General features: G+C 54.0%; 18 protein-coding genes. 9 read left to right on the forward strand and 9 right to left on the reverse strand.

The window, feature by feature from the left end:
* Window position 1: 1 nt before the first annotated feature.
* Together FJ146_09550 and FJ146_09555 are read right to left on the reverse strand one after the other, a co-directional pair.
* Window positions 2-472, reverse strand: coding sequence for an STAS domain-containing protein (locus FJ146_09550; GenBank protein ID MBM4252203.1), 471 nt, complete (start codon window positions 470-472; stop codon window positions 2-4).
* Window positions 473-576: 104 nt separating this feature from the next.
* Entirely contained in the window at window positions 577-1083 is a 507-nt protein-coding gene (locus FJ146_09555) for a hypothetical protein (GenBank protein ID MBM4252204.1), read from the reverse strand.
* 51 nt (window positions 1084-1134) lie between these two features.
* On the opposite strand from FJ146_09555, the gene FJ146_09560 reads away from it, so the two are divergent.
* The gene (locus tag FJ146_09560) at window positions 1135-1821 is read left to right on the forward strand and encodes a hypothetical protein (GenBank protein ID MBM4252205.1); all 687 of its coding nucleotides are present in this window, start codon (window positions 1135-1137) and stop codon (window positions 1819-1821) included.
* A gap of 14 nt (window positions 1822-1835) precedes the next feature.
* Here the strand turns inward: FJ146_09560 and speD are convergent, their stop codons facing one another.
* From speD to FJ146_09580, 4 genes are read right to left on the reverse strand one after another with little or no spacing between them, the layout of a single operon-like run.
* Window positions 1836-2618, reverse strand: a complete 783-nt coding sequence (gene speD, locus FJ146_09565) for an adenosylmethionine decarboxylase (GenBank protein MBM4252206.1) — start codon at window positions 2616-2618, stop codon at window positions 1836-1838.
* Between the two features lie 14 nt (window positions 2619-2632).
* A complete protein-coding gene (locus tag FJ146_09570; GenBank protein ID MBM4252207.1) occupies window positions 2633-5869 on the reverse strand; it encodes an LPS-assembly protein LptD in 3237 nt (1078 codons plus the stop codon).
* Window positions 5870-5928: 59 nt separating this feature from the next.
* On the reverse strand, window positions 5929-7287 hold the full coding sequence (locus tag FJ146_09575; protein MBM4252208.1) for a hypothetical protein: 1359 nt from the start codon (window positions 7285-7287) through the stop codon (window positions 5929-5931).
* Window positions 7284-8126, reverse strand: a complete 843-nt coding sequence (locus FJ146_09580; protein ID MBM4252209.1) for an acetyl-CoA carboxylase carboxyltransferase subunit beta — start codon at window positions 8124-8126, stop codon at window positions 7284-7286. The genes FJ146_09575 and FJ146_09580 overlap by 4 nt, the downstream gene beginning before the upstream one ends.
* Before the next feature lie 285 nt (window positions 8127-8411).
* Here FJ146_09580 and FJ146_09585 point away from each other — a divergent pair, with 285 nt between their 5' ends.
* Complete coding sequence (locus FJ146_09585) at window positions 8412-8693, forward strand: hypothetical protein (GenBank protein ID MBM4252210.1); 282 nt, start codon at window positions 8412-8414, stop codon at window positions 8691-8693.
* Between the two features lie 40 nt (window positions 8694-8733).
* On the opposite strand, the gene secD is transcribed toward FJ146_09585, so the two are convergent.
* On the reverse strand, window positions 8734-11484 hold the full coding sequence (secD, locus tag FJ146_09590; GenBank protein ID MBM4252211.1) for a protein translocase subunit SecD: 2751 nt from the start codon (window positions 11482-11484) through the stop codon (window positions 8734-8736).
* A 126-nt stretch (window positions 11485-11610) separates the two neighbouring features.
* Entirely contained in the window at window positions 11611-12606 is a 996-nt protein-coding gene (locus tag FJ146_09595; protein ID MBM4252212.1) for a Tim44 domain-containing protein, read from the reverse strand.
* Between the two features lie 210 nt (window positions 12607-12816).
* Between FJ146_09595 and FJ146_09600 the strand changes: the two genes are divergently transcribed.
* The 5 genes from FJ146_09600 to FJ146_09620 all read left to right on the forward strand — a co-directional run bounded on the left by FJ146_09600 (window position 12817) and on the right by FJ146_09620 (window position 18517).
* The gene (locus tag FJ146_09600; GenBank protein ID MBM4252213.1) at window positions 12817-13758 is read left to right on the forward strand and encodes an ABC transporter ATP-binding protein; all 942 of its coding nucleotides are present in this window, start codon (window positions 12817-12819) and stop codon (window positions 13756-13758) included.
* Window positions 13751-14479: a hypothetical protein gene (locus FJ146_09605; GenBank protein MBM4252214.1), complete on the forward strand. Its 729-nt coding sequence runs from the start codon at window positions 13751-13753 to the stop codon at window positions 14477-14479. Before FJ146_09600 ends, FJ146_09605 begins: the two co-directional genes overlap by 8 nt.
* The gene (locus FJ146_09610) at window positions 14479-16368 is read left to right on the forward strand and encodes a hypothetical protein (GenBank protein MBM4252215.1); all 1890 of its coding nucleotides are present in this window, start codon (window positions 14479-14481) and stop codon (window positions 16366-16368) included. The genes FJ146_09605 and FJ146_09610 overlap by 1 nt, the downstream gene beginning before the upstream one ends.
* Window positions 16368-17399 carry a DUF4340 domain-containing protein gene (locus FJ146_09615; protein ID MBM4252216.1) on the forward strand — a complete coding sequence of 344 codons (1032 nt, stop codon included), beginning with the start codon at window positions 16368-16370 and terminating at the stop codon, window positions 17397-17399. The genes FJ146_09610 and FJ146_09615 overlap by 1 nt, the downstream gene beginning before the upstream one ends.
* A gap of 272 nt (window positions 17400-17671) precedes the next feature.
* Window positions 17672-18517: a flagellin FliC gene (locus FJ146_09620; GenBank protein ID MBM4252217.1), complete on the forward strand. Its 846-nt coding sequence runs from the start codon at window positions 17672-17674 to the stop codon at window positions 18515-18517.
* A 28-nt stretch (window positions 18518-18545) separates the two neighbouring features.
* Here the strand turns inward: FJ146_09620 and FJ146_09625 are convergent, their stop codons facing one another.
* Window positions 18546-19409, reverse strand: coding sequence for a GNAT family N-acetyltransferase (locus tag FJ146_09625; protein ID MBM4252218.1), 864 nt, complete (start codon window positions 19407-19409; stop codon window positions 18546-18548).
* Between the two features lie 132 nt (window positions 19410-19541).
* Between FJ146_09625 and FJ146_09630 the strand changes: the two genes are divergently transcribed.
* Together FJ146_09630 and fliS are read left to right on the forward strand one after the other, a co-directional pair.
* A complete protein-coding gene (locus FJ146_09630) occupies window positions 19542-20885 on the forward strand; it encodes a hypothetical protein (GenBank protein MBM4252219.1) in 1344 nt (447 codons plus the stop codon).
* A gap of 11 nt (window positions 20886-20896) precedes the next feature.
* Complete coding sequence (gene fliS, locus FJ146_09635; GenBank protein ID MBM4252220.1) at window positions 20897-21412, forward strand: flagellar export chaperone FliS; 516 nt, start codon at window positions 20897-20899, stop codon at window positions 21410-21412.
* Window positions 21413-21429: the final 17 nt, after the last annotated feature.

The raw sequence follows: 21429 nt of genomic DNA on the forward strand, positions 1-21429 counted from the left end.
ATCACTCCGCCGCCTCAGCCTCGGCCTCTCCGCCATCAGTCAGCACGGCGTTACGAGCTCGACTGGTCGCGATGGCTACACCAAACTCTAAGCCCTCGAGCGATACCTTGGTGGTGCCGGGGTGCTTGTCCTCCAAGAAGGCAATCGCCTCTTCGGGGGTGACAAACGTCGGCCACTTATTGGTGAAGTCGTAGGACTCGAGGATGCGACGAGGCTTGTCCATAACGCCAGCGAACAGGAACGGAATCCTGAGGCGACGGGCGAGCTGCATGATCTCCTCGAGGAAGGCTGGGCAGATTTCTTTTTCATCCTGCAGATCAAGCAAGACGTAGCGAACCTCGGTGTTCATCAGCCAATTGTGAATGGCCACGGCAAAGTCACCGCAGTTGCCACAAACAGCTTTGTTGGAGCCGCACGAGCTGTTGAGGTTGAAAACGACGGCGCCGCCAAGGTTTTCTGGAACGAGATCCATTAGTTAGCCTTCAGCAAAGGGGAAGTGTAAGGCTGTGCCATGCCATGGCACCACCGTGACCTGTTTACTGCCATCTGACCATTATTAAAACTGGCTGCCCAGCGTCAACCAAATTTCGAATCCCGACCACCGAATGCCAGACTTTGGTCGACCCACCGGTGGACCAAGGCACGCTTGATGGCGTGCAACTGATACCCGGCAAAGGTGCGTTTCAGGCTGGGTAGGGACTCGCTGAGGACGGTGCGGGCTGCAGCCTCACTGGCAACCTTGTGCCGGGTCGGCTTCATGGCCATGGGGACAGCCTCTTCGCCAATTAAGCTCAGCATCCTGGCATCACCCTCGCTACTGAGGATACCGCCCTCCACCAGGTCAGCCGCTGTCATTAGGGTGCAGAGCTGAATTTTGAGGTGCCACTCCATGCGGCGTGTATCGGACGGGTCGGGGGCCTGATTCACACTGACGGCGATGCGCCAGGTCCAGCCGTCGCCGTCGATAGCCGCATCCTGTTGATTCTCGGTGAGCCAGTTCTGGATATCACGCTCAGCCGCAGCTTGCGATGAGACCACTAAACTGCTGGTGAATTTGTCCTTGTCGGGGCCGTATAAGCGCATACACTATGCCTCGCAGGAAGTAAGAAAGTTAGTTTTGGGGGCTGCTCACTCTTGAGTGTATTTGATCCATGTCAAAAAGCGAACAAGCCATTATGGCAAGTTGGTCAAATCTTGGTTTTTTTGTTGCCAGCATTTGTCCTCGCCGGGTGTGCCTACCGTTTTACCAACCGGCACGTTAAGTTGCCGGCTGGGGTACACTCAGTGGCGGTGGAAGCCGTGTTTGACACCAGCCAGGAAGTGCTGCCGCATGAGATGCTGTGGCAGAGTCTGCAGCGTGCTTTTGCGGCCGATGGTCACTGGCAGCTGGTCAGTCAAAGTCAAGCCGATGCCCTGGTGAGGGCCCACGTGCGCGCGGCCAGCGTGACAGCGGTAGGCACCAACCTCGACAATGATCTGAATAGTCGCGGTGTGGTCAAGGTCAAGGACCCTGAGGCATTTGACGGGGGCCCCCCACCTGTACCCAGTGATTTCAACCAAATGACTCAGGCTGGTAAGTTTCGTGATCAGGGCACTCTCACTACAGTGGTAGAAGTAGAAGCCTGGAATCTCAGCACACGCCAGCTCATTGCACGCAAGGTATATCCAGTCACCTCGGGCTTCAGGGCGCTCCACGCCGCCAGCGGCGTCACCACTAAGTTTAACGATCATCTGCGATACGAAGAGGCCACGCGCGAGGCTTTCCTTCACATGTCTGACGGTATCGCCAAGGATTTTGTCAGGACTGTTTTTATGCGTTAAGCATGCCTAAATTTTTACTCTGGCCACATGTGGAGCACACCCCGCATCTCGCGGTTAATGGCATCCATGTAGGCGCGGATGTCTTGGGCATTAGGATCGATAGGATCGCGGAAGTAACTCATCGTATCCTGCTGCATGCGTAGCATTTTAGTCTGCCAGATATTGTCCGAGTGCAGGGCAAGGTCGACGCAGTAATAGTCGTTCAGGATCTCAGGAGCGATGTAGTCCTGAATACTTTTGACCTGATGATCCATATAGATACGGCGCCCTTCATGATCCCGTGTAAATCCCCGTACCGAATAATCGATGACGACGACATCAGCATCAAAACGCTCAAACATAAAATTCAGTGCCCTGAGTGGCGAGATCTCACCGCAAGTGGAAATATCAATGTCGATGCGGAACGAGCAGATAGTCCCACCACCGTGAAAGTCGGGATAGGTATGCGCGCAGATATGGCTCTTATCAAGGTGCATAGCAGCACCTTGGACATGTGTGGCCGGTAAGGTGCCGCCGCCGCCCTTACTGTCCGACATCAGGACCATCGAGCTAGCACCCCATGGCTCATAGTTTTGGTCCGAGACGGCGAGCACCTGGGCCTCGATAATCCCGCAAATGCCAGTCAGCACCGAGGTGATCTTTTTGGCGTGGAACCGTTCACTCACATAATCGATATACGATTGGCGTTCCGATTCGTTACGCGCCACACAAAAATCATAGAGGTTGAAGCTGAGGCTCTTGGTGAGGTTGTTGAAACCAGCAAGTTTCAGCGCCTGCCGCGGTGACATCCGGTGCATAGAGCATCCTCTAATTATAGTGTGTGCTCACTACTAGCCTGCTGAATAAAGCTGCCCGACATGTCAGGCAGAGGTCGCTCTTGCCCCATGAAGATGACAGATAATCGCAGTACGTAGTTTGCTTGGCTCTCTAGAACACTATAATCCTTTTCGCGAGCAAACTGGAGTCCCCAGCATGACGACGGGGACACATATTTGACGCCAAAGGCCGTACGGTAGGTCGTGGTGTAGTCGGTAGGGCGCCCGTCGATCTTCTGTTTCCCCACCCGCACAAAGGCCGTGAAGTTAGGAACGATGCCGCTATCGAGTGCCAGGGAGTTAAGGCTGGTGCGTTGAAACGAATTAGACCCAGCCTGGTAGCTCTTGGTCAGTGTGTAACCCACAGTCGCCCGCGAGCTACCAACGACCGGCGAAGTCAAGTAGGCCGACTCCGTCAACGGGGCATGGCGGTAAATGTTGTAAACGGTTCCGAGGTTGAGTGACCAGCCCGACTGGCTAAAGCCAAGCGAGGCATTGATGGGTTTCCATGGTTCCACCAGCGTTGCAGGCGTGGCTCCTAGAGGCAAGTTTGCATTCTGCTCTTTGAGTTGTTCCCTGACTCTGGCATCGCGAAAGTCGTAGGCAATATCAGCGTGGAAGCTCAGCGGTGTGCCGCGATTTCCTGTGATGAGCTGAAACCGGTCGATGAGCCACTTTTGGGTCTCCTCGTTATACATTGAAGAAACGCTCGACACCGGGCGCTCGAGTGCGCTGGAGAGCTCACGGCGCGCCCGCGACTCCATCGACTCACCCGGCACCGGCTCTGGAACTGGGGCCACACCAACAAGGCGTTGCCAGCCCTCGGATTCAAGGCTCCAAGTGTGGTCCGTACTGAGCGTCATCCGTTGGTAGGGGTTAAGACGTTCTTCGTCAGGTACGTCGCTGTCGACATCAGCAATAGCTGGATTGGGGTTTCTGGCATCTGAGGCAAAATAGGTCAGATAGCCGCTTTCGGGGTTGGCGTAGGGTCCACGTTTGACGACCACTGGGCGGTTAGCAATGCGCAGGCGCCAGTCCATTGCATGACGAATAAACTCCCGCGGCTTAGGTTCCCCCGGCAGGGGACAGCCAGCGGGAATTGGTTGCTGCTCGGTCTTCAACGCGTCGCACTCTGACGATGTGAGCCAGGCGGGCGCTTCCCCCTTACCATCGATAGGTAGACGAAATTCAAGACCCGTCACCCACGATCCGATGCGACTAGCGTTGGGGGAGAGGGCCTTGTGCTCTATGAGTCTTTGCTCAAACTCGGCAAAGTGATTGACCTGTACGATCGTGTCGCTAAGCAATGGAGAAACGGTCGCCAGCTGCACCCGACGCCAGCTACCACCGCCCAGATTCGAGGGCATGGGGGAATTCGCGCGTGCTAGAAGATTATCGTTGGCATTCGCCTCAGTGATCTGCATCGACTCACCGAGGAGTTGCGCGTATACCGGAATCAGCGAGTTACTTGGTGTGATGGCAAAGTATCGTGACTGTAATTTAAGGGTCAGCGGGAGTTGCTGCCCTTGAAAGCGTTGGTTAGTGAGGAAGTTGTCGCCGTAAAGACTACCAACCCCAGCATACAGGTCGCGACCGTCGAGATGAATCTGCGCGTGTGCCGGAGCAAAGGACTTGGCGGCAAGTCCACCGTTGAGGGCGCGCTCAAAGTTGTCAGGTAGAAACAACTCCTCGGTATATCTGTGATCTGAATTGATTTCGCCATTGCTCACAAACGACAGTCTGGGTGCTAAATACGTCGTGCCGCGCCAACTGGTGAGCCCACGCCACGTATTACGTGGGATGGCCATGTAGTTGTCGATTTGCGATGATACCGAGCCATACTTATTGTTAGCGAGCCCCGGCTGCTCCCAGTAGGCCCGGTCATAGAGTGACTGCCTGGTCCTCTCCATAGGCGAGGCTGTAGCGGCGATTGTGGGTGGTGGCTGATTGTTTTGGTAAGCGTCGTAACCCGCTCGGTAGTAGTCACCTAGGATCTGCCTCGTGCCGATCTGTTCCATCCAGAGACTATCGCGGATGCCCTCTAGTTTTAGAGTCCATCCTGAATCCACCCTTTGTTTGATGCGGTACTCGAGCCCTAAGCGCGTACCCCGATATTGAAAGAAATCAGTCGTCGCCGTGACGTCTTGATTGGGTCCTAGGTCGAAGAAGATGGGCTGAGTATAGGTGGTTCCTGTGACCTGCTGAAAGCCCGTAACAGGCATGAGAAACCCAGATTGGCGCTGATCCTTGAGAGGCAACTTGAGGTAGGGGAGATAGAGCACGGGAATGCCACCGATCTCGAGCACGGCATTCTTGAGATCAGCATAGCCGCCGATCTGCGCATCGACACTGTCGGCGCGAAAAGCCCAGGCGGGCTTCTCGTCCTTAGCGCAGCGGCATGGTGTGAAGAGAGCGTTTCTAGCGGCATAGTCGTTACCGTCAATGCGCGTGAGTTTATCGCCCTCGATATGCAAGTAAGCGGTAAACGAGGCGTTGCCTTTGGCATTTGCTACTTGGCGGCTTTGCTCCCAGAATTCACGCCGCCGCCGCATGAGATCCCGTCTCTCCTCGCTGATCGCGGCAAGTCCAGGACTCGACCATTGATCGATCACCTGCTGTTGTTCTAAGAGCAAAGTATAACGACCTATGGCCTCGTCACTTAGTTCACCGTGAGCGGCGACATCGCGGCGCATAGCCGCTTTGCGCTCCTCGACCTCACTCAAACGCTCTTTGCGCGCCTTGGCAAAGGCCAGCTCCGTGGGGCGAAATCCGAAAACCTTCTGCGTCACGTCATCGTTAGCAGCATTGTCGTTGGTGAGCATCACAGCGTCGGTGATGATAAAATCACCTGTGTTCAAATGGTATTTGATCGAGTTGCCTAGAAAAAGGGTGTTCCTGTGCAAGAGCACCACCGAGCCTGAGGCCTCGGCCACATTATTCATCCGGTCCATCGTGATGCGATCGGCACCGATGACAGCACCACCGCCAATCATCACAACATCGCCCTCAAATAACTGTTGATTGAGGTCCTTATTAAACGATGTGGTACGACCATCGAAAAAGATCTGCTGATTGGCCTCGCGCGAGGCCTCTGAAACGGTATCGGCACCGTGAGCTACCTGTCCAGCAACCATTGGCGCCATCAGTAGCGACCAGACAAAAGACCACATGATACGCCGTGATTTTGGCGCCGCCAGTAGTCGGTGAGATGTGAGTGCCTTGTCTTTTGTCATCGGGTGATGGTACACCGACCCTCGCACTGAAGCCACAGCTTCGGAGCGCTGGAGTGAGCTCATGCGAGTGGTATGCCGCGCTCGCGCATGACTTCGCCGACAGCATGTACCGAGCCGCAGATGACAGTGGTTGCTCCCGTTCTGGGCAAGAGTTGCCAGGCTGCGGCAAAACTAAGCGTAAATTCCAAATCGCGATGTCGTGGGGCGAGACGATCTGCCGACCAGCTGCGCTCACCGCTGGTGGCGAACAGGATCATTGGTGACAAAATTTGACGTAGGATATCCAAGATCTCGTCGCAGTCCTTGTCGGCCAGAATGGAGACCAACGCTGGTAGTGTGGGGTTCGCGGCATTCACCATGCCCGTAGCCCTGAGGCCTGCAATTAGGGCCTCGGCGCCAGCAATATTGTGGCACACGTCTAGCAGTAGCGACCTTGCGCCTTGGCCTTCATCACTGATCTCGATGTGATCAAAGCGCGCCCTCATACAAGGGGGTGTAGGCACCAAATTCTGGTCGACTTTAGCGATGCTGCCTACTAATGCCTCTTGCGGACTCACGGTCGATCGGCTGATTGCTCCCGTTGCCACTAGCCAGTAATAGGCTGCCGCTGCCTTGGCAAAATTATCGCGCAGGAACGGCGGCCAGCCTCGCGCTTTTTGCGGTAGCTTCACTGCAGCGTGGGGGCAGCGAGGCAGATCAAGGACGAGCTCGTCGTCGATGATGCGAAATTCTAGGCCTTGCTCCCAAAAAGGGGCCTGGAGTTCAGCTGCCGCGTTGCGTAGCACGGCCGTGGCTCCAGGTGTGCCTGCAGTGCTTCCGCCCCAGATCACCGGTCGCCCTGGGCGCATGATCCCGGCTTTTTCGGCAGCAATAGCTTCATGCGTGGAGCCCAGCCACTGTTGGTGGTCGAGACCGATACTCGTGATGATCGCGAGACAGGGGTCGGCGACATTCGTCGAGTCCCACCTACCGCCCAAGCCTACCTCAAGGATGTTGAGATCGGTGCGGTTGCGCGCAAATAAGCGCAGCGCTAGCAGTGTGTTGATTTCAAAAAATGACAGCGGTTCGTAAACCTCGGCCGGTATCTCACGTTCGAGGAGCCTTAGCTCGTCCACTAAGTCTTCATCCCGCACTTGCCGCCTAGAAAGCTGTATCCGCTCGCGAAAATGCTGCAAGTGTGGCGACGAGAACAGTCCGACGCGCCACTGATGCGCGGCACAAAGTTGCCAGAGGAATCCGCTCGTCGTACCTTTACCATTAGTACCGGCAACTGTGATCGTTGGTCGCTTGATTAACTCAGGCTGTGCCAAGGTATCCAAAGCCGCTTGGATGCGGCTTAAGCCTGGTTTGATGACTTGAGGACGCCTATCAAATAGCGCCACGAGCTCTGGTGGATCTGTAGTGTCGTGGCCGTTCATTGCGGCATGAGCATGCCGAGAATCTTGGCAATCTGTGGTCTTAGCGACTCACGATCACAGATCATGTCCAGCATCCCGTGCTCGAGCAGATACTCGGAACGTTGGAAGCCTTCGGGTAATTTTTCCCGAATAGTTTGCTGAATCACGCGCGGCCCGGCAAAACCGATCAGCGCTCCCGGTTCGCCAATATTGACGTCGCCTAGAGTGGCAAAACTGGCAGCAACGCCGCCAGTGGTCGGATGCGTCAGCACCGAGATAAACGGTACCTTGGCCTCGCGTAGCTTAGCGAGTGCAGCGCAAGTTTTTGCCATCTGCATCAGACTGAGGATGCCCTCTTGCATCCTCGCGCCGCCGGACGACGAAAAGATAATCGCCGGCTCACGCTGCGCAGCCGCGCGCAAATAAAGACGGGCAATCTTCTCGCCAACCACTGAGCCCATGCTACCGCCCATGAATTGGAAATCAAAGACGCCCAACTGCACAGGACGCCCACTAAGCCGCCCGCGACCGGCATAAAAAGCATCGTACTGCCCAGTCTTCTTGAACGTATCAGCGAGACGCGTCTTGTAGGATTTGCTGTCCGCAAACTTCAAGGGATCCGTCGAGCAGAGCTCGGCGTCCATCTCCTCGAAGCTGTCAGCGTCGAGAAAGTGCTGAATGCGTTCAATGGCAACTAACGGAAAATGGTGACCACACTTGGGACACACATTTTGGTTCAGCTTAAAATCTCGCTTCAGAACAATCTCACCACAATTACTACAACGTTCCCAGAGGCCGTCGGGGGTGTCAGTACGTTGTCCTTTAGTCAGAGGTGCTTTTTCTCGGTTTAGCCAAGCCACGAGTGGTTCCTCAAAGCTGATTCATTGGAGAAGTGTAAAACTAACGTAAACGTCCAGATATCGCAAGGGAAGAGCAGTTTTTTGGCAAAGCTTAAAAATCATTTTTCCTAAAAATAACAATATTTTCCGGTTGCAACCAGTAGGGACCATGGCTAAGATCGGTCTTAATCCCAAGAATGAACTCAAGTTTAGTAACAGCATAACGGTGCCTGCGTCATGTTTGGCCCTTCTGCTGCTTAGCGATTTTGCTCAGTCCATTGGTGCTCATCTTTAGGGGGGTCTGACGTGAACTGTAAGAAGTGTCCACATCATGTTCGTCATGGTCAGGTTGGCGCCGATGGCAAGACTATCGAGTTCAAAAATCGCTGCGGACTTAGGATGCGCGAGGCACAGCAGATTGACTGTGGCCACTACCCATTCGCCGCCGGTTTTGATTACACCAGCTGCGATCATTATCTGACCACCTTTAAGACGGCTGGACAGCGCAACGACGTCGTACCGACCTCCGACTTCCAGTACTCGGACAAATTAGCAGGAAGCTCCATCACGGAGATGGAGCTTCTTTAAGCGATTAGTTATGGACCAACTTTGCTCGCGCCCTGCCCCCTTAGGACCGAGCGGTTGCTCCGTGGACGTGACCACCACGGTTGGTCTTCTTAGCCTGCTGCTTGGCGTACCAGCGATCAAACCACACCAGCGAGAAACTGGCGACAAAGGTCGAGGTCAGCGTTGCTGCTACGATGCCGAGTGCCATAGCTGCCGCAAAGTTCCAGATTTGGCCAGAGCCGAAAATCAAGATTCCGAACAGCGACACTAAAGTTACACCCGACGTGTTGAGCGACCGCGTCAATGTCTCGTTGAGTGAGATGTTGATGTTGTCGAGCAGACTGCGTCGTCCGTGATTACCGAGATTCTCGCGAATACGGTCAAAGATTACGATCGTGTCGTTGACCGAGTAGCCGATGATGGTCAAGAAAGCAGCGACCGACGTTAAGTCAAACGAACGCCAGAAGAACTGGTAGAACGCCAAGACGAAGAATACGTCGATAAACATTTTCACCAGCACGCCAGGGCCAAACCGCATATCGAAGCGGAAGGCGACGTAGAGCAAGATGAAGAAGATCGAGGCCATCATGCTCGCCACACCCTGACCGCGAAGTTCCTTGCCAACTTGGGGTCCGACGTAGTCGATCGAGAGGATCTCCGGGCTCTTGCTGGCAAGCTGGCTGAGAAGTGCTGTCTTCAGCTCCTGACCTTTAGCTTGTTCGTCCTGTTGCGTTACGTCTTTGCCACCGGTGGCTTCGATATCTTCCATACCAAAGCGCATGAGGTACTGACGGTTGCCGCCGCCCAGAGCTTGCAGCGTGACTTGACGCAAGCCCACTTGCTTGGCTACAGCGTTGAGCTCGGCTGGTTGGACATCCGCTGCAAACCGAGCCTGTAATTCGGTACCACCAGCAAAATCCACGCCCCAGTTAAGCCCGCGGACAGCGGTGAAACCTAAGGTACCAACAATGAGCGCACCACAGAACGCCGTGAACGGCAGCGAGTACTTACTAAAATTGATGTTAAACGCGTGACGCTGCTTTTCAATCGTGCGCTCACCAAGCCAGGTACGTACTTCTTTGTCGCTTTTCGACCGTGCCATCACGAGTTCGAAGAACGCTTTGGTACAGGTCAGCGAGGTAAAGAGCGAGACCAACAGACCGATAATCAGGGTAACGGCAAAGCCGCGAATTGGACCCGATGGGTTAGTCTCGAGGAGCACGAAGCCGGCGATGAGCGCTGTGACGTGAGCATCAAAAATGGTCCAGAATACGCGTCCGAAGCCGTTTTCGATCGCTTTCTTCGAGGTTTTGCCCTCGCCGAGTTCTTGCCGGATCCTCTCGTTGATCAACACGTTAGCGTCAACCGCCATACCCAAAGTGAGGACGAAACCGGCGATACCAGGCAGCGATAGGGAGAAGCCGAAGAGTGCCATCAACCCTAAGAGATACAGCCCGTTAAGAATCAGAGCCAAACAGGCCAGGAGTCCAGGGCGGCGGTAGTGATATACCATGTAGCCGAATACTAGCATCAGGCCTACGAGCACGCCTTTGATGCCCTCGTCGGCGAGTTCTGGACCAAGGCTCGCACCAACTTGGCGCTCCTCTAGTACCTCAATTGTCGCTGGTAGGGCACCAGACTTCAGCACCAAGGCCAGCTGATTGGCTTCGTTATAGGTGTCTTGCCAGCTACCACGATTGCCCATCGTAATGACGCCCTGGCCAGTGGCAATCTTGGACTGAATGTTGGGAGCCGAAACAACCTCTTCGTCCAGAACGATCGCTAATCGGTGGCCAACGTTGGCACCGGTAACGTCACCAAAGCGCTTGCCGCCTGGACCAGTGAATTTCATCGAGACCTGGGGACGACGATCGAGCCCTTGGCTGTCTTCCGTGACGAAGGCGTCAAGAATGTCGTCACCACCGATCTCGGTCGAAGCCTCGACAACGTACGTGGTATAGCGCGACTTCTTGCCACCGGCGATATCTTCGCGATTTAGATAGAGCTGACGGTCGTCGGGAATTTTAGGTTTGGCGTAGGTCATAAGGGCCTGGCGGTCTTCGCTAACCAGTGCGGCCTGGCCGCCGTTGTTGCTGGCGGTCACGCCCGCTGGCAGATCGGTGAGGTTGTCGAAGCCGCGGAATTTATCGTCCACCAGCTTAAATTTCAGCTGGGCCGTGCGACCTAGTAGCTCTTTAGCTTTTGTTGGGTCCTTGAAGCCCGGCAACTGTACGAGGATGGAGTTGTCAGCCTGGCGTCTATTGATCAGCGGCTCGCTCACGCCCCACTTGTCGACCCGGCTGCGCACAACTTTTTCCGCCTGCTCAATGGCGCTAGCCTTGATGCGACGCAGCTGCTCGTCTTCAAACCCAAAGTCAATGGTTTGGCCGCTGCGGTTGACCTGCACCATTCCCGGGTATTCTTTGCGGAACTTGTCTTTGAACGTCGACGCATCAACGCCCTCTCGCAGTTCGACGCGCAGGATCTGCTTGCCAGCGATGTTGTAAGCTTTGGCGACGCCTTCTTTGTTGTCATCAGACCAACGTTGCGTTTCCGTGCCTAGACGGCTCAGCTTGTTGTCAACGGCACTTGTGGTGTTGACGCCAAGCACCAACTGAACACCGCCCTGCAAATCGAGTCCGAGGGACACGTGTTTTTGCGGCAGCCAGCTCGGAATCCGCTTGGCCATGTCCACCTCGGAGTTCCGAATCTCCTTTGGCGTTGCAAAGTAAATGATTGAGGGAGCCACAATGTAAGCGGCCCAGACAGTAATGGCGCCAATAAATAGCAAACGCCAACGCAACGGGTTCATACGTCAACCACCCATGTAGAAATGAATTACAGCTCTAGTTACAACGATCACTTTTTAAGTGATTACCTTGATCATCGCTAAGTTGCAGCAAATTTTTCGCACTGTTGCTGGGAGGCGCAACGCCAATCACTGGGCCTGACTGATCCCTACGACTTGCCATGCGCCACCGCGGCCGGTGCGGGCAAAGGTCCAATCCTCGACAAATTTGACTGGCACCAAGTCGCTGCCAGCCAGCACTTGATGCGACGCTTCGTCAACCGTGTAATCGAGTAAGTTGGCATGAAAGCGTACGGTTGCCACGTCGCTATCACCATCGCGCCACGTCTCACCAACGTCGACTTCGCGGACGCTAATATTTTCCAGTCGATTGATTTGTTTTTGGCGCCGGAGCTCGTTCAGGTCGGTTTGCAACGCATGACGCACCTCATCCCCAAGGAGATCTTGGATTGATCCGAGGTCACGCCGCGTCCAGGCACCCTGCACGCGGAAAAAAATATCGCTAGCGGTTTCGCTCTCGAGGGGGTCAGCTGCGCTCTTGCCGGCGCCCGCCGCCTCGGATGGGGGCATGCGGAAGCTAATCATCGAGCCCGTTCCTGATGGGGTTGCGGCCTGGCTCCCCTGGCGCGACCGAAATAGGCGGTAACCCAGGTAGCCAAGGCCAGCGATCACCATGAGTTCAAAGAGACCGATGCCGCCACGGCCCCCACCGTATCCGCCACTGGCTCCGTATCCACCATCTACAGGCCCTGCGCCGTAGCCACCGCCCATGGCGCGCCCCACGGAATTGAATAGCATACTGCCGAGGAATCCGCCGGCGATCCCACCGGCCATGTTGCGGAGAAACCCCCCACGCGATGGCGCCGCCGCTGGCGGCTCTGACCTATAGTTGGGAATGCTGCTTGGTGCCGGGGTTGCCGGAGCGCGGTAGTCTTGCTGCGGTTGGGCTAACGGGTAGGGGTTGGCTGGCGGTCTTTGCCGCATCCCAAACCCGCTACTTCCACTGCTGCCCCGGCCGAAGCTACGGCCGAAGCTACGGCCGCCGCCGGCTCTTCCCAGTGCTGGTGCTGTGATCAGTGTGACGCTTACTAAACTAGTAACGAGCCAACCCAGTGCGTTTTTCATGCCTAAATCTCACTCCGCAGCGCTGTCCGACTTGGTGGAACAATTCTCATGCTCACCCTACCTGAGGTGTCCTATAGACTATGTCACATTGACTTGTCTCCGGGTACTTTTTTGCACCCGATCCGTGACATTAAGCAATTGACTCGCCGCCAGAGTTCTTGCATCGTTAAGTGCAGTATAGAACAATCAAATTAAATGATTGGGATGCCGATGATCGTCGTTGAAGGTCTCAGCAAGTCGTACGGAGGCCGTCGAGCTATCGACGGGGTCAGTTTCACTATAGCCGAGGGCGAGATCGTGGGTCTGCTTGGCCTCAATGGGGCCGGCAAGAGTACGATTCTCAAAATCCTGGGCTGCTTTCTACTGCCATCATCGGGGACGGCTCGGGTCGGCGGGTACTCCGTGGATAGTGATCCACAGTCCATCCGCCGCCTTATTGGCTACCTACCGGATGTGCCGCCGCTTTATGATGAGATGACGGTAGATGCCTACTTGGCTTACGTCGCGCGCCTTAAAAACGTCCCCGCCGCTGATGTGGCGCGCAGTGTCAGTGCGGCCAAGGACAAAACCAACCTTGACGAGGTGGGTAGCGCCCGGATCAGCGAATTATCCCACGGTTTTCGCCAACGTGTCGGTATCGCCCAGGCCCTGGTCCATAACCCAAAGGTTATCATCCTCGACGAGCCTATTAACGGGCTGGATCCTGTCCAAATCGTCGAGATGCGGGATCTTATTTTATCGCTACGCGGTCACCATACGGTGGTGCTTTCGAGTCACATACTTTCGGAAATCACCAAGACTTGTGACCGAGTTCTCGTGGTGGACCAAGGCCGCCTCGTGGCCGAGGGGTCAGAGGTTGATTTGCAATCACGCATGGTGGCCACCATGCGTCTCAGCCTTGACGTAAGTCAAGTGCCACAGGGGTTTGCGGACCAGCTGAGGGCTGTCGATGGGGTGGCCGGGGTGCAGTATGTGCCCGGTCAAGGTATCGAGCGCTTCTATATCGAGACTTCGCGTGATGTCAGAGCTCAACTTGCCAGTCTTACGGTCCATTCCGGGGCAGGGCTCCTTGGGCTTAGCCGCGGCGAGGCCGGTCTAGAGGGACTCTTTATGAAACTGATCAAACCTGTGGAGGAGCGCGTCCATGGCTAAAGCGCTATTAGTCGCCAGTCGTGAGATGAAAGCCTATCTTTCGACCTGGATGGGGTACGTGATTTGTGCGGCAGCTCTCTTCATTGAAGGACTGCTATTTAACGCATATGCCGTGGGAGCGCAGCCCAAGGCCTCGGCCGAGGTGCTAGCGAACTATTTCTATTTCGCTTCCGGTATCGCCATGGTGGCTGGGGTGTTTTTGTCCATGCGCCTATTGGCTGAGGAGAAGCAGAACGGGACGATCGTTCTCTTCTTTACGTCGCCGATTACCGAGCGCCAGTTGATTTACGGTAAATTTCTCTCAGCCTTTGGCTTCATGATGATCATCCAGCTGCTTTCACTTTATATGCCTGGCTTAATCTTTATGGTCGGCAAAGTGTCTCTGGGCCACCTAGCGGCTGGTTACTTGATGCTGGCGCTGATTGGCGCTAGTGCCATCGCGATCGCACTATTTGCCTCAGCGATTTCCCCCAATCAGTTGGTGGCGGGAGTGACTGGAGCTTTATTTGTTGTCACTCTGCTGGTGTTGTGGATGGTTGCCGATGTCGTATCGCCGCCGTTTAAAGAGCTGTTTGGTTACCTGGCCATTCATAATCGGCACTTTATGCCATTCTCGCAGGGCATCGTGCACATACGCGACGTGGTTTACTACGGATCGGTGATTTTCTTTTTCTTGGAATGTTCGGTACGAGCTCTCGAAGCTAGGAGGTGGCAGGGATAATGGGCACTTTACTGACGACTTTGCGACTGCCGTTATCGTTGCTTGGGCTCGCTCTGCTATTTATCGCTGAGCGCTACCTGAGTTCAGAGACTTACCATTTAGCACTACGTGTCGTGGCGATGGCACTTATGGCTCTTGGCTGGGTTTTTACCCTGATCCTAGCCAACACCGTAGCCAAAACGCGCGCACCAGAAGCCAAAGGATGGCGCATCGCCAGCCTATGGCAGCTCATCTTGCTGGCGAGTTCAGGGGCTTATCTGGGCTACGCCAAGACTCTTACCGGTGATTTGGCTCCGGAAACCCTCGTAGGCAAAGTGCTCTTAGCAGTCTGGTTGATCCTGTTATTTGTGGGGATCGCCGGTGCTATCGGCTCCGAGTGGTCTATGCGCAGCGCTGGCCGTGGCGAATTGGCCGAACCAGTCCGCGTGGGGCGTGCGACCTTATCGTGGACCGCCGTCGGCATACTACTGGCCTTCCTTGTGACCATCAATTACGTCGCCGACAAAAAAGACGTACAGCGCGATTGGAGCTATCTCAAGGTTAGTTCCCCGTCGCAGTCCACGCTAAATATGGTCAAGACTTTGACCGACGACTTGACGATTGCGCTTTTTTACCCGCAGAGCAACGAGGTCAAAAACACAATTGAAAGTTATTTTAAGGCGGTCTCTAAGGCGGAGCCGAAGATAAAGCTGCAATGGCTCGATAAAGATATGAGCCCCAATCAGGCCGAGGAATTGCGCGTCAATCGCAATGGAATTATTGTTTTTGATATGAAGGGCAAAAAGGGTCGCATCGATACCGGAACGACTTTGGACAAGGCCAAGAAGACTCTGCGCGAGATTGACGGCGAATTTCAAAAAGCCTTTCTTGAGACCACTGCGACCAAACGCACTGTGTACTTTACTCGCGGTCACGGTGAATCAACTTGGGTGGGTGATGCCTCTGATAGCCCGCTTAAGTCGCTGACCATGCTCGAGGGTTTTCTGCGTGGTCAAAATTACACGACTAAGTTTCTTGGTATTTCTGAGGGTAGCGCTACCGCTGTCCCTGACGATGCCGCAGCGGTCGTCATCGTTGGGCCCGAGCAGCCATTCCAGAAGGAGGAGGTGGACTCCCTGCGCACCTACCTGCAGGCTGGCGGCAACTTAATGGTGTTTCTCGATGTCGAACAATCCGGTGGCGACGCCGTTAAAGTTGGCAATGGCGAGCAGCCGCTCCTGGGTCTGCTGAAAGAGATCGGGATCGATTTCCAGCCTGTCCCGTTGGCTAATGACAAGAACCACGTATCGCTGAGCCATGGTCCCTCGGACGCCTGGATTATCTTCAGTAACGTTTTCACATCCCACGATTCTGTCACCAGTTTGTCCCGTCATGATGAACGTGTCGCCATTCTCTTTTATCAGAGTGGCTACTTCAAGGTGACCCCTGACAATGGTACTTGGACGGTTTCAGAGACGGTGCGCTCCATGGGTGACACCTATGCCGATGTTAATCGTAACTTCCGTTTTGATACCGATGAAAAACGGCAGTTTTATCCGCTTGGCGTAGCGGCCGAACTCAAGACCAAGCCTAATGATGCTGGTCCTGGGCGTCAGGGGCGTGTCGTAGCCATTGCCGATGCTTCGATTCTTGGTGACGGTCTCGTGCGCAACGTGGGTAATGCCCTTTACTTTGCTGACAGTCTTAAGTGGCTCGTTGGGCAACCCGAACTCCAAGGTCAATTGGCGAGCGAGGAGGATGTAAAGATCCGCCTAAGTCGTAAACAGGATATCTATTGGTTCCAATCCACCGTGATGGTGGTACCGATGCTGGTACTTGGGTCCGGATTTTTTGCCACGCGTCGCCGCTCTGAAAAGCGCAAAACCAAGAAGCAAGAGGGTAAAAGCTAATGATGCGTACTGATCTTGTTGTTTACTCGGCACTGCTGGCAGCTGGACTCGGCGCTGCATACTGGGCCTCGTTGCCGACGCCAGAGGGATCTGAAGATGCTGTGACGATTTTAACCGTCGAGCCCAAAACGGTGACCGAAATCAGTTTCAAATCACCTGACGTGGACGTTACGATGCGTAAACGTCCGTCTGACGAGAGATTTGCGGTGACCCACACGAGGAGCGAAATCCCCCCAGTAAACCCCCATGTTCCTCGGGACGAGAAGGCGCCTCCGCCGGCACCTAAGGTGACAACCGAGCAATTTCTATCGAACGAAAAGACTCAGTCCCTGCTGACGAGCTTCAGTCCGCTTTACGCCGTCCGCGTCCTTGATACGGTGACGGAGCAGCAGTTACAGGAATACGGCCTGAAAGACGGTGCGCATACCCTAGTCATCAAACGTCAGGACGGTAAAGATGTGAGCTTACGTATTGGCAAGCGTAGCTACGGTAGTCGTCATCGCTTTGTGCAGGAGTTGCCAAGTGGCAAGAGAGTGTTACTCATCGATGACACTCAGATAGAAAACCTTGAGCGGGCGCCGTCAAGACTATACGACCGTCGCATCATCGAGCTCGAGCCGCAGGATATCGCCAAAGCGCAGCTTAACCTTGGGGATCGATCACGACGCCTGGATCACAGTAAACACGACCAAGCCGGCGAGCTCATTTGGACCGACGAGGCCGATACTGGTGGTAAGCAAGGTGGGCTTGTCGACAACTTTATGGACAAACTCTTCAAGCTGCGGATAGCCGAATACGCTAGCGAAGCCGACGAGCAGACCTTAAAGGACGTAAAACCATTCTTCACGGTAGTGGTGGAGAAGGACGGCAAACCCGTAGATCGGATTAGCTTTCTGAAAACCGGCGGGGACAAACCCCTTTATTGGGTCACCAGTGACTTCATGAAGGTCCATGCTCGTCTCCAGGCATCTAGGGTTGAAACTATAGAGAAAGATCTAGAAGCGGTCCTTGGGGATGCCTCCAAGACCTAAACGGTAATAATTTATTTTTCGTCCTCAGCGGTCTCCCTAACTAGGTGAGACCGCTTCTTTCATAGCCATGTTTCAGCGAAAAACAAGGAGCCATTTCCCGACCATAATGGTGCAGAATCTTGTAGCTTAAGTTCAGGATGTGTTAACCTTAAGGTAGAGTTAAATCTATCCTACCGTTCCCTTTCCAACACCCTGAGTCTTCTGTTCAGGGGCACTATCATCAATCCAAATCATAGTTAGCCATTTCCGCCTCAAGTCGGAGGAAGTGAAGCATGGGCCTGAGAATCGCGACGAACGTATCGTCGCTCGTGTCTCAACGACATTTGCGCGAAACCAGAGAGTTACTGGATCGCTCCTTGGAGCGTTTATCCAGCGGCTACCGGATCAATCGTGCTGGTGACGATGCGGCGGGTCTCGCGATCGCCGAAAAGTTACGAGCAAAGATCCGAGGTCTCACGCAAGCACAGCGTAACTCATCAGACGGTATATCGCTCATTCAGGTGGCCGAGGGTGGCCTGAACGAGGTTCAGAACATACTGGTCCGTCTCCGAGAACTCGGCGTGCAAGCGGCGAGTGATACCATCGGTCCGAGGGAGCGCTTGTTCCTTGATGCTGAGTACCAACAGCTCAAAGACGAGGTTGATCGGATTGCCAATTCTACCGAGTTCAACGGTACCTATTTGCTGGACGGCACTGGCGGCTCGCTGGACTTTCAGGTCAACACAGGCGGTGACAACCTTTTAGGCGTGGACCGCATTTCGTTTGACGCCTATCGACTAGACGTCAATACAGATAAGCTTGGTCTCGAAGAGCTCAGTGTTGGTTCCAAACAGGCAGCACAGAAAAGTTTGGAAAAGATCGACGCCGCGATCGAAAACGTCTCGGCCACACGTTCTGAGCTTGGTGCTATCGAAGGTCGACTGAACTCGACTATTCGTAACATTAGTATTTCGGTCGAAAACCTATCGGCCTCGCGATCCCGTATTAAAGACGTCGATATCGCGGAAGAGACTGCCGAGCTAACCAAGCACAACATTCTCATGCAGGCTGGTACCGCTGTGCTTTCGCAGGCCAATAGCGTACCGAAAATGGTGTTATCACTGCTCCAAGGGCAGTAAGATCCCTCCTAAATCAGCAATTCCACAACTAAATTGAATCAAGCCCCCAGATAAAGCTGGCTGTCAGTTGGTCTGACCTTGTGCTTTGTTCCGGCCACCAGCCTAGCGCCATTTGGTGCTCACTCACCGCTATAGCTGCTCTTCCAAGATGATCCAACCACGACCGTGGCAATGCTGGCGGTGTGAGTACAATGACATCGTCGAGTCCATGAGCCTCCGCAGCAGCCAAGACGCCGTTCGTGAGAGTTTGGGCATCAGGCGCACCCCATTCATGAACGACACAGGTCATATCGCAGCCTTTGCCGATTATGACATAAGACGTCGTGCTACCTTGCGAGACCAAAAGGCTTAAATGCGGAATTTTGAGTAATTGACGAAATTCATCAGTGGTCCTTCTGAGTGTCAGTGGGACCGGAAATCTAGATCGGAGCATCGACTTTAAGTCGCTCTGTGACGGCGTCAGGGCTGACACGAAGGTATGCGACCTATCACTGATACGGCTCAATCTATCGCGCGTGAAATGCCAACGGAGCTCCCGTCCACATGACTGGAAGCCGAATTTTTGGTAAAATTCAACCAAGTCACTCCAAAGAATCAATGCGTCCATGCCTTGCGACTGCGCGATGTTTTGTAGCTTGCTGATCAAAGCTCTTACGTATCCCTTGCCGCGGTGGCCCTCAGCTGAGGCGACATTGCCTACTAAGCCAACGCGCAGCACGGTATTATGGGACTGATCGATGAACTCTCTAGGCCACAAATTAGCGTGTGCAGCTGGTGCATCCGGATCGCCGATGCAAAAACTAAACTGGCTCCCATCGGTTCCTAAAACGATGGGATACTCAGCTGCGATCGGAAACGGTGCGCCGTCAGGTCTGAGCGTAGCAGATAACATGGTGTCTCTACTTATTCTTTGGCGGGTAGTTTCTGGATGGAACGTGTGTAGCAAGGGTCGGCTCCCATCTCAGCTCCACTAGGAGCTTTTTGCATCATTGTATCATCAACTTTTAGTCGAGGTTTATAGGCTATGGGCATGCGTGGTGTGTCAAGCTTTGGTTTCGACAAGACTGTTGAGAAACTCATTGAAGTCGAAAAGATACCTATTCAGCAGGCTAAAAAGCGTAAAGAAAAGGTCGTCGCTGAAAAGAATGAGGTCGATAAATTACAGAAAATGGTCGCTGACCTCGACAAGGCCATCAACTCGTTGCGAGGCAAGACCGATTTTTATCATCTCAAAATTGAGTCCTCGCATCCTGACATCATTGAAGGTGTCATCAAAGGACCGAGCACACTCGGCACCTATGAGTTTGAAGTGCGCGGTATGTCACGTACGGATAAGAAGCTAGCCTTTGGCTTTCCTGATAAGGATCAAACTGAGGTGGGCTTCGGCTACATGTCGATTGAGCGCGAGGACAAAGAGCCCATCGATGTGGTTATCGAGCCTGGGACCACACTGGAAAAAGTTGCCCAGCAGATTAACGATGCCGATGCTGGTGTGAGGGCGATGGTAATTAACACTGGTTTTAAACCTGAACCATTTCGCCTTTTAGTCGTGAGCGAGCAGTCGGGTAAAGAGGCTACGGTTCATATCGACGAGGATACGACCTTTCTCGAGTTTAGAAACCAGGTTACGGGGCGGAATTTAGACGTCCTATTCGAGGACGTTCCCGTGACGTCAGACGACAATAATCTCAATGATCTCCTAGAAAATGTCACTTTCCACGTCAAGCGCGCGGAGCCCGGAACTCGCGTACAGGTGAGTGTGGTTAACGACCTCGATGCGACGGTCAACGGCATTAAGGAATTCGTTGGCAAATACAACGAGATCGTGAAATTTGCCAACGAACAATCCAAAGACCCCGCCCAAGAGGCTCCAGGACTCCTTGCGGGAGATGCGTCTGTTCGCCAAATAATGCGTAGCCTCCAGCAAGGGATATCCGGTGGAGCAACACCGCCAGGTAAATTCCAAAATTTGGCCGATATAGGTATTTCGACCAATCCCAAAACCGGTGAGTTATCAATGGATGAGGCTAAAGTTCGTGCCGCACTGACCGACAACTATGACAGTGTTGCCAATTTGTTTATTAGGTCTAAGTTTGGTGAAGGTGTCGCCGAACGCCTAGCTCAGAAGATCAAGGAAATCCGCGATCCGAGTTCTGGTGCTCTGCGCAGTAAGATGAGAAGTCTCGATACCATCATCCAGACCCAAGACAAAGACATTGCGAACAAGGAGCGGCAGTTAGGAGAGAAGGAAGAGGCCATCAAGCGACGTTTTTCATCACTTGAAGGGCAAATGAATAACCTCCAATCGCAAGGTCAGTTTCTCGCGCAGAAGTTAGGTGGTGGCCAGCAGTCCCAGGGAGGGGGCTAAGAGGGGAGACCATGAGTAATCCGTATAGTCAGTACCAAAAAACCCAAGTGACGACGGCGAGCCGTGAGAAAGTGCTGCTGATGCTCTATGAAGGAGCCATCCGCTTCACTAAGCACGCTTCGGCGGCGATGCGCCAAAAGAAGGTTGCCGAAAAGGGCAAGTACATCAGCAAGGCGACTGCCATTTTATCTGAGTTGATGGCGACTCTAGATTTTAAAGCAGGTGGCCAGTTAGCTGTCGATTTAGAAAACTTGTATGTGTTTATGATCGACAAACTGATCGAAGGCAACATCAAGAACGACGTCGAATGCCTGGATGCTGTCGAAAAACTTTTAATGACCCTATATGAAGCTTGGAAAGACATCGTCGAGAACCCCAGAGCAGACGGTGTCCCATCGGCCAAACTTCAGCCTGAAGATTATCGTAAATACCTCGACGAGCAGAACCAGGTGCAAAACACCGCAGACAAAGGCGGTCCGGCTAAGGGCGACGCTGGTGCTAAGCCAGCGGTGAAATTAATGGCCTAACGGCCATCGTTATGACC

It is taken from the genome of Deltaproteobacteria bacterium, from assembly GCA_016874735.1.
GTDB lineage: Bacteria > Bdellovibrionota_B > Oligoflexia > Oligoflexales > CAIYRB01 > CAIYRB01.

Coding starts and splice junctions, on each gene's coding strand:
- speD (MBM4252206.1), bottom strand. CDS start 2,618: ATGCACCGGATGTCACCGCGGCAGGCGCTGAAACTTGCTGGTTTCAAC.
- FJ146_09600 (MBM4252213.1), top strand. CDS start 12,817: ATGATCGTCGTTGAAGGTCTCAGCAAGTCGTACGGAGGCCGTCGAGCT.
- FJ146_09620 (MBM4252217.1), top strand. CDS start 17,672: ATGGGCCTGAGAATCGCGACGAACGTATCGTCGCTCGTGTCTCAACGA.
- FJ146_09575 (MBM4252208.1), bottom strand. CDS start 7,287: ATGAACGGCCACGACACTACAGATCCACCAGAGCTCGTGGCGCTATTT.
- fliS (MBM4252220.1), top strand. CDS start 20,897: ATGAGTAATCCGTATAGTCAGTACCAAAAAACCCAAGTGACGACGGCG.
- FJ146_09595 (MBM4252212.1), bottom strand. CDS start 12,606: ATGAAAAACGCACTGGGTTGGCTCGTTACTAGTTTAGTAAGCGTCACA.
- FJ146_09615 (MBM4252216.1), top strand. CDS start 16,368: ATGATGCGTACTGATCTTGTTGTTTACTCGGCACTGCTGGCAGCTGGA.
- FJ146_09630 (MBM4252219.1), top strand. CDS start 19,542: ATGGGCATGCGTGGTGTGTCAAGCTTTGGTTTCGACAAGACTGTTGAG.
- FJ146_09610 (MBM4252215.1), top strand. CDS start 14,479: ATGGGCACTTTACTGACGACTTTGCGACTGCCGTTATCGTTGCTTGGG.
- FJ146_09570 (MBM4252207.1), bottom strand. CDS start 5,869: ATGACAAAAGACAAGGCACTCACATCTCACCGACTACTGGCGGCGCCA.
- FJ146_09625 (MBM4252218.1), bottom strand. CDS start 19,409: ATGTTATCTGCTACGCTCAGACCTGACGGCGCACCGTTTCCGATCGCA.
- FJ146_09550 (MBM4252203.1), bottom strand. CDS start 472: ATGGATCTCGTTCCAGAAAACCTTGGCGGCGCCGTCGTTTTCAACCTC.
- secD (MBM4252211.1), bottom strand. CDS start 11,484: ATGAACCCGTTGCGTTGGCGTTTGCTATTTATTGGCGCCATTACTGTC.
- FJ146_09605 (MBM4252214.1), top strand. CDS start 13,751: ATGGCTAAAGCGCTATTAGTCGCCAGTCGTGAGATGAAAGCCTATCTT.
- FJ146_09555 (MBM4252204.1), bottom strand. CDS start 1,083: ATGCGCTTATACGGCCCCGACAAGGACAAATTCACCAGCAGTTTAGTG.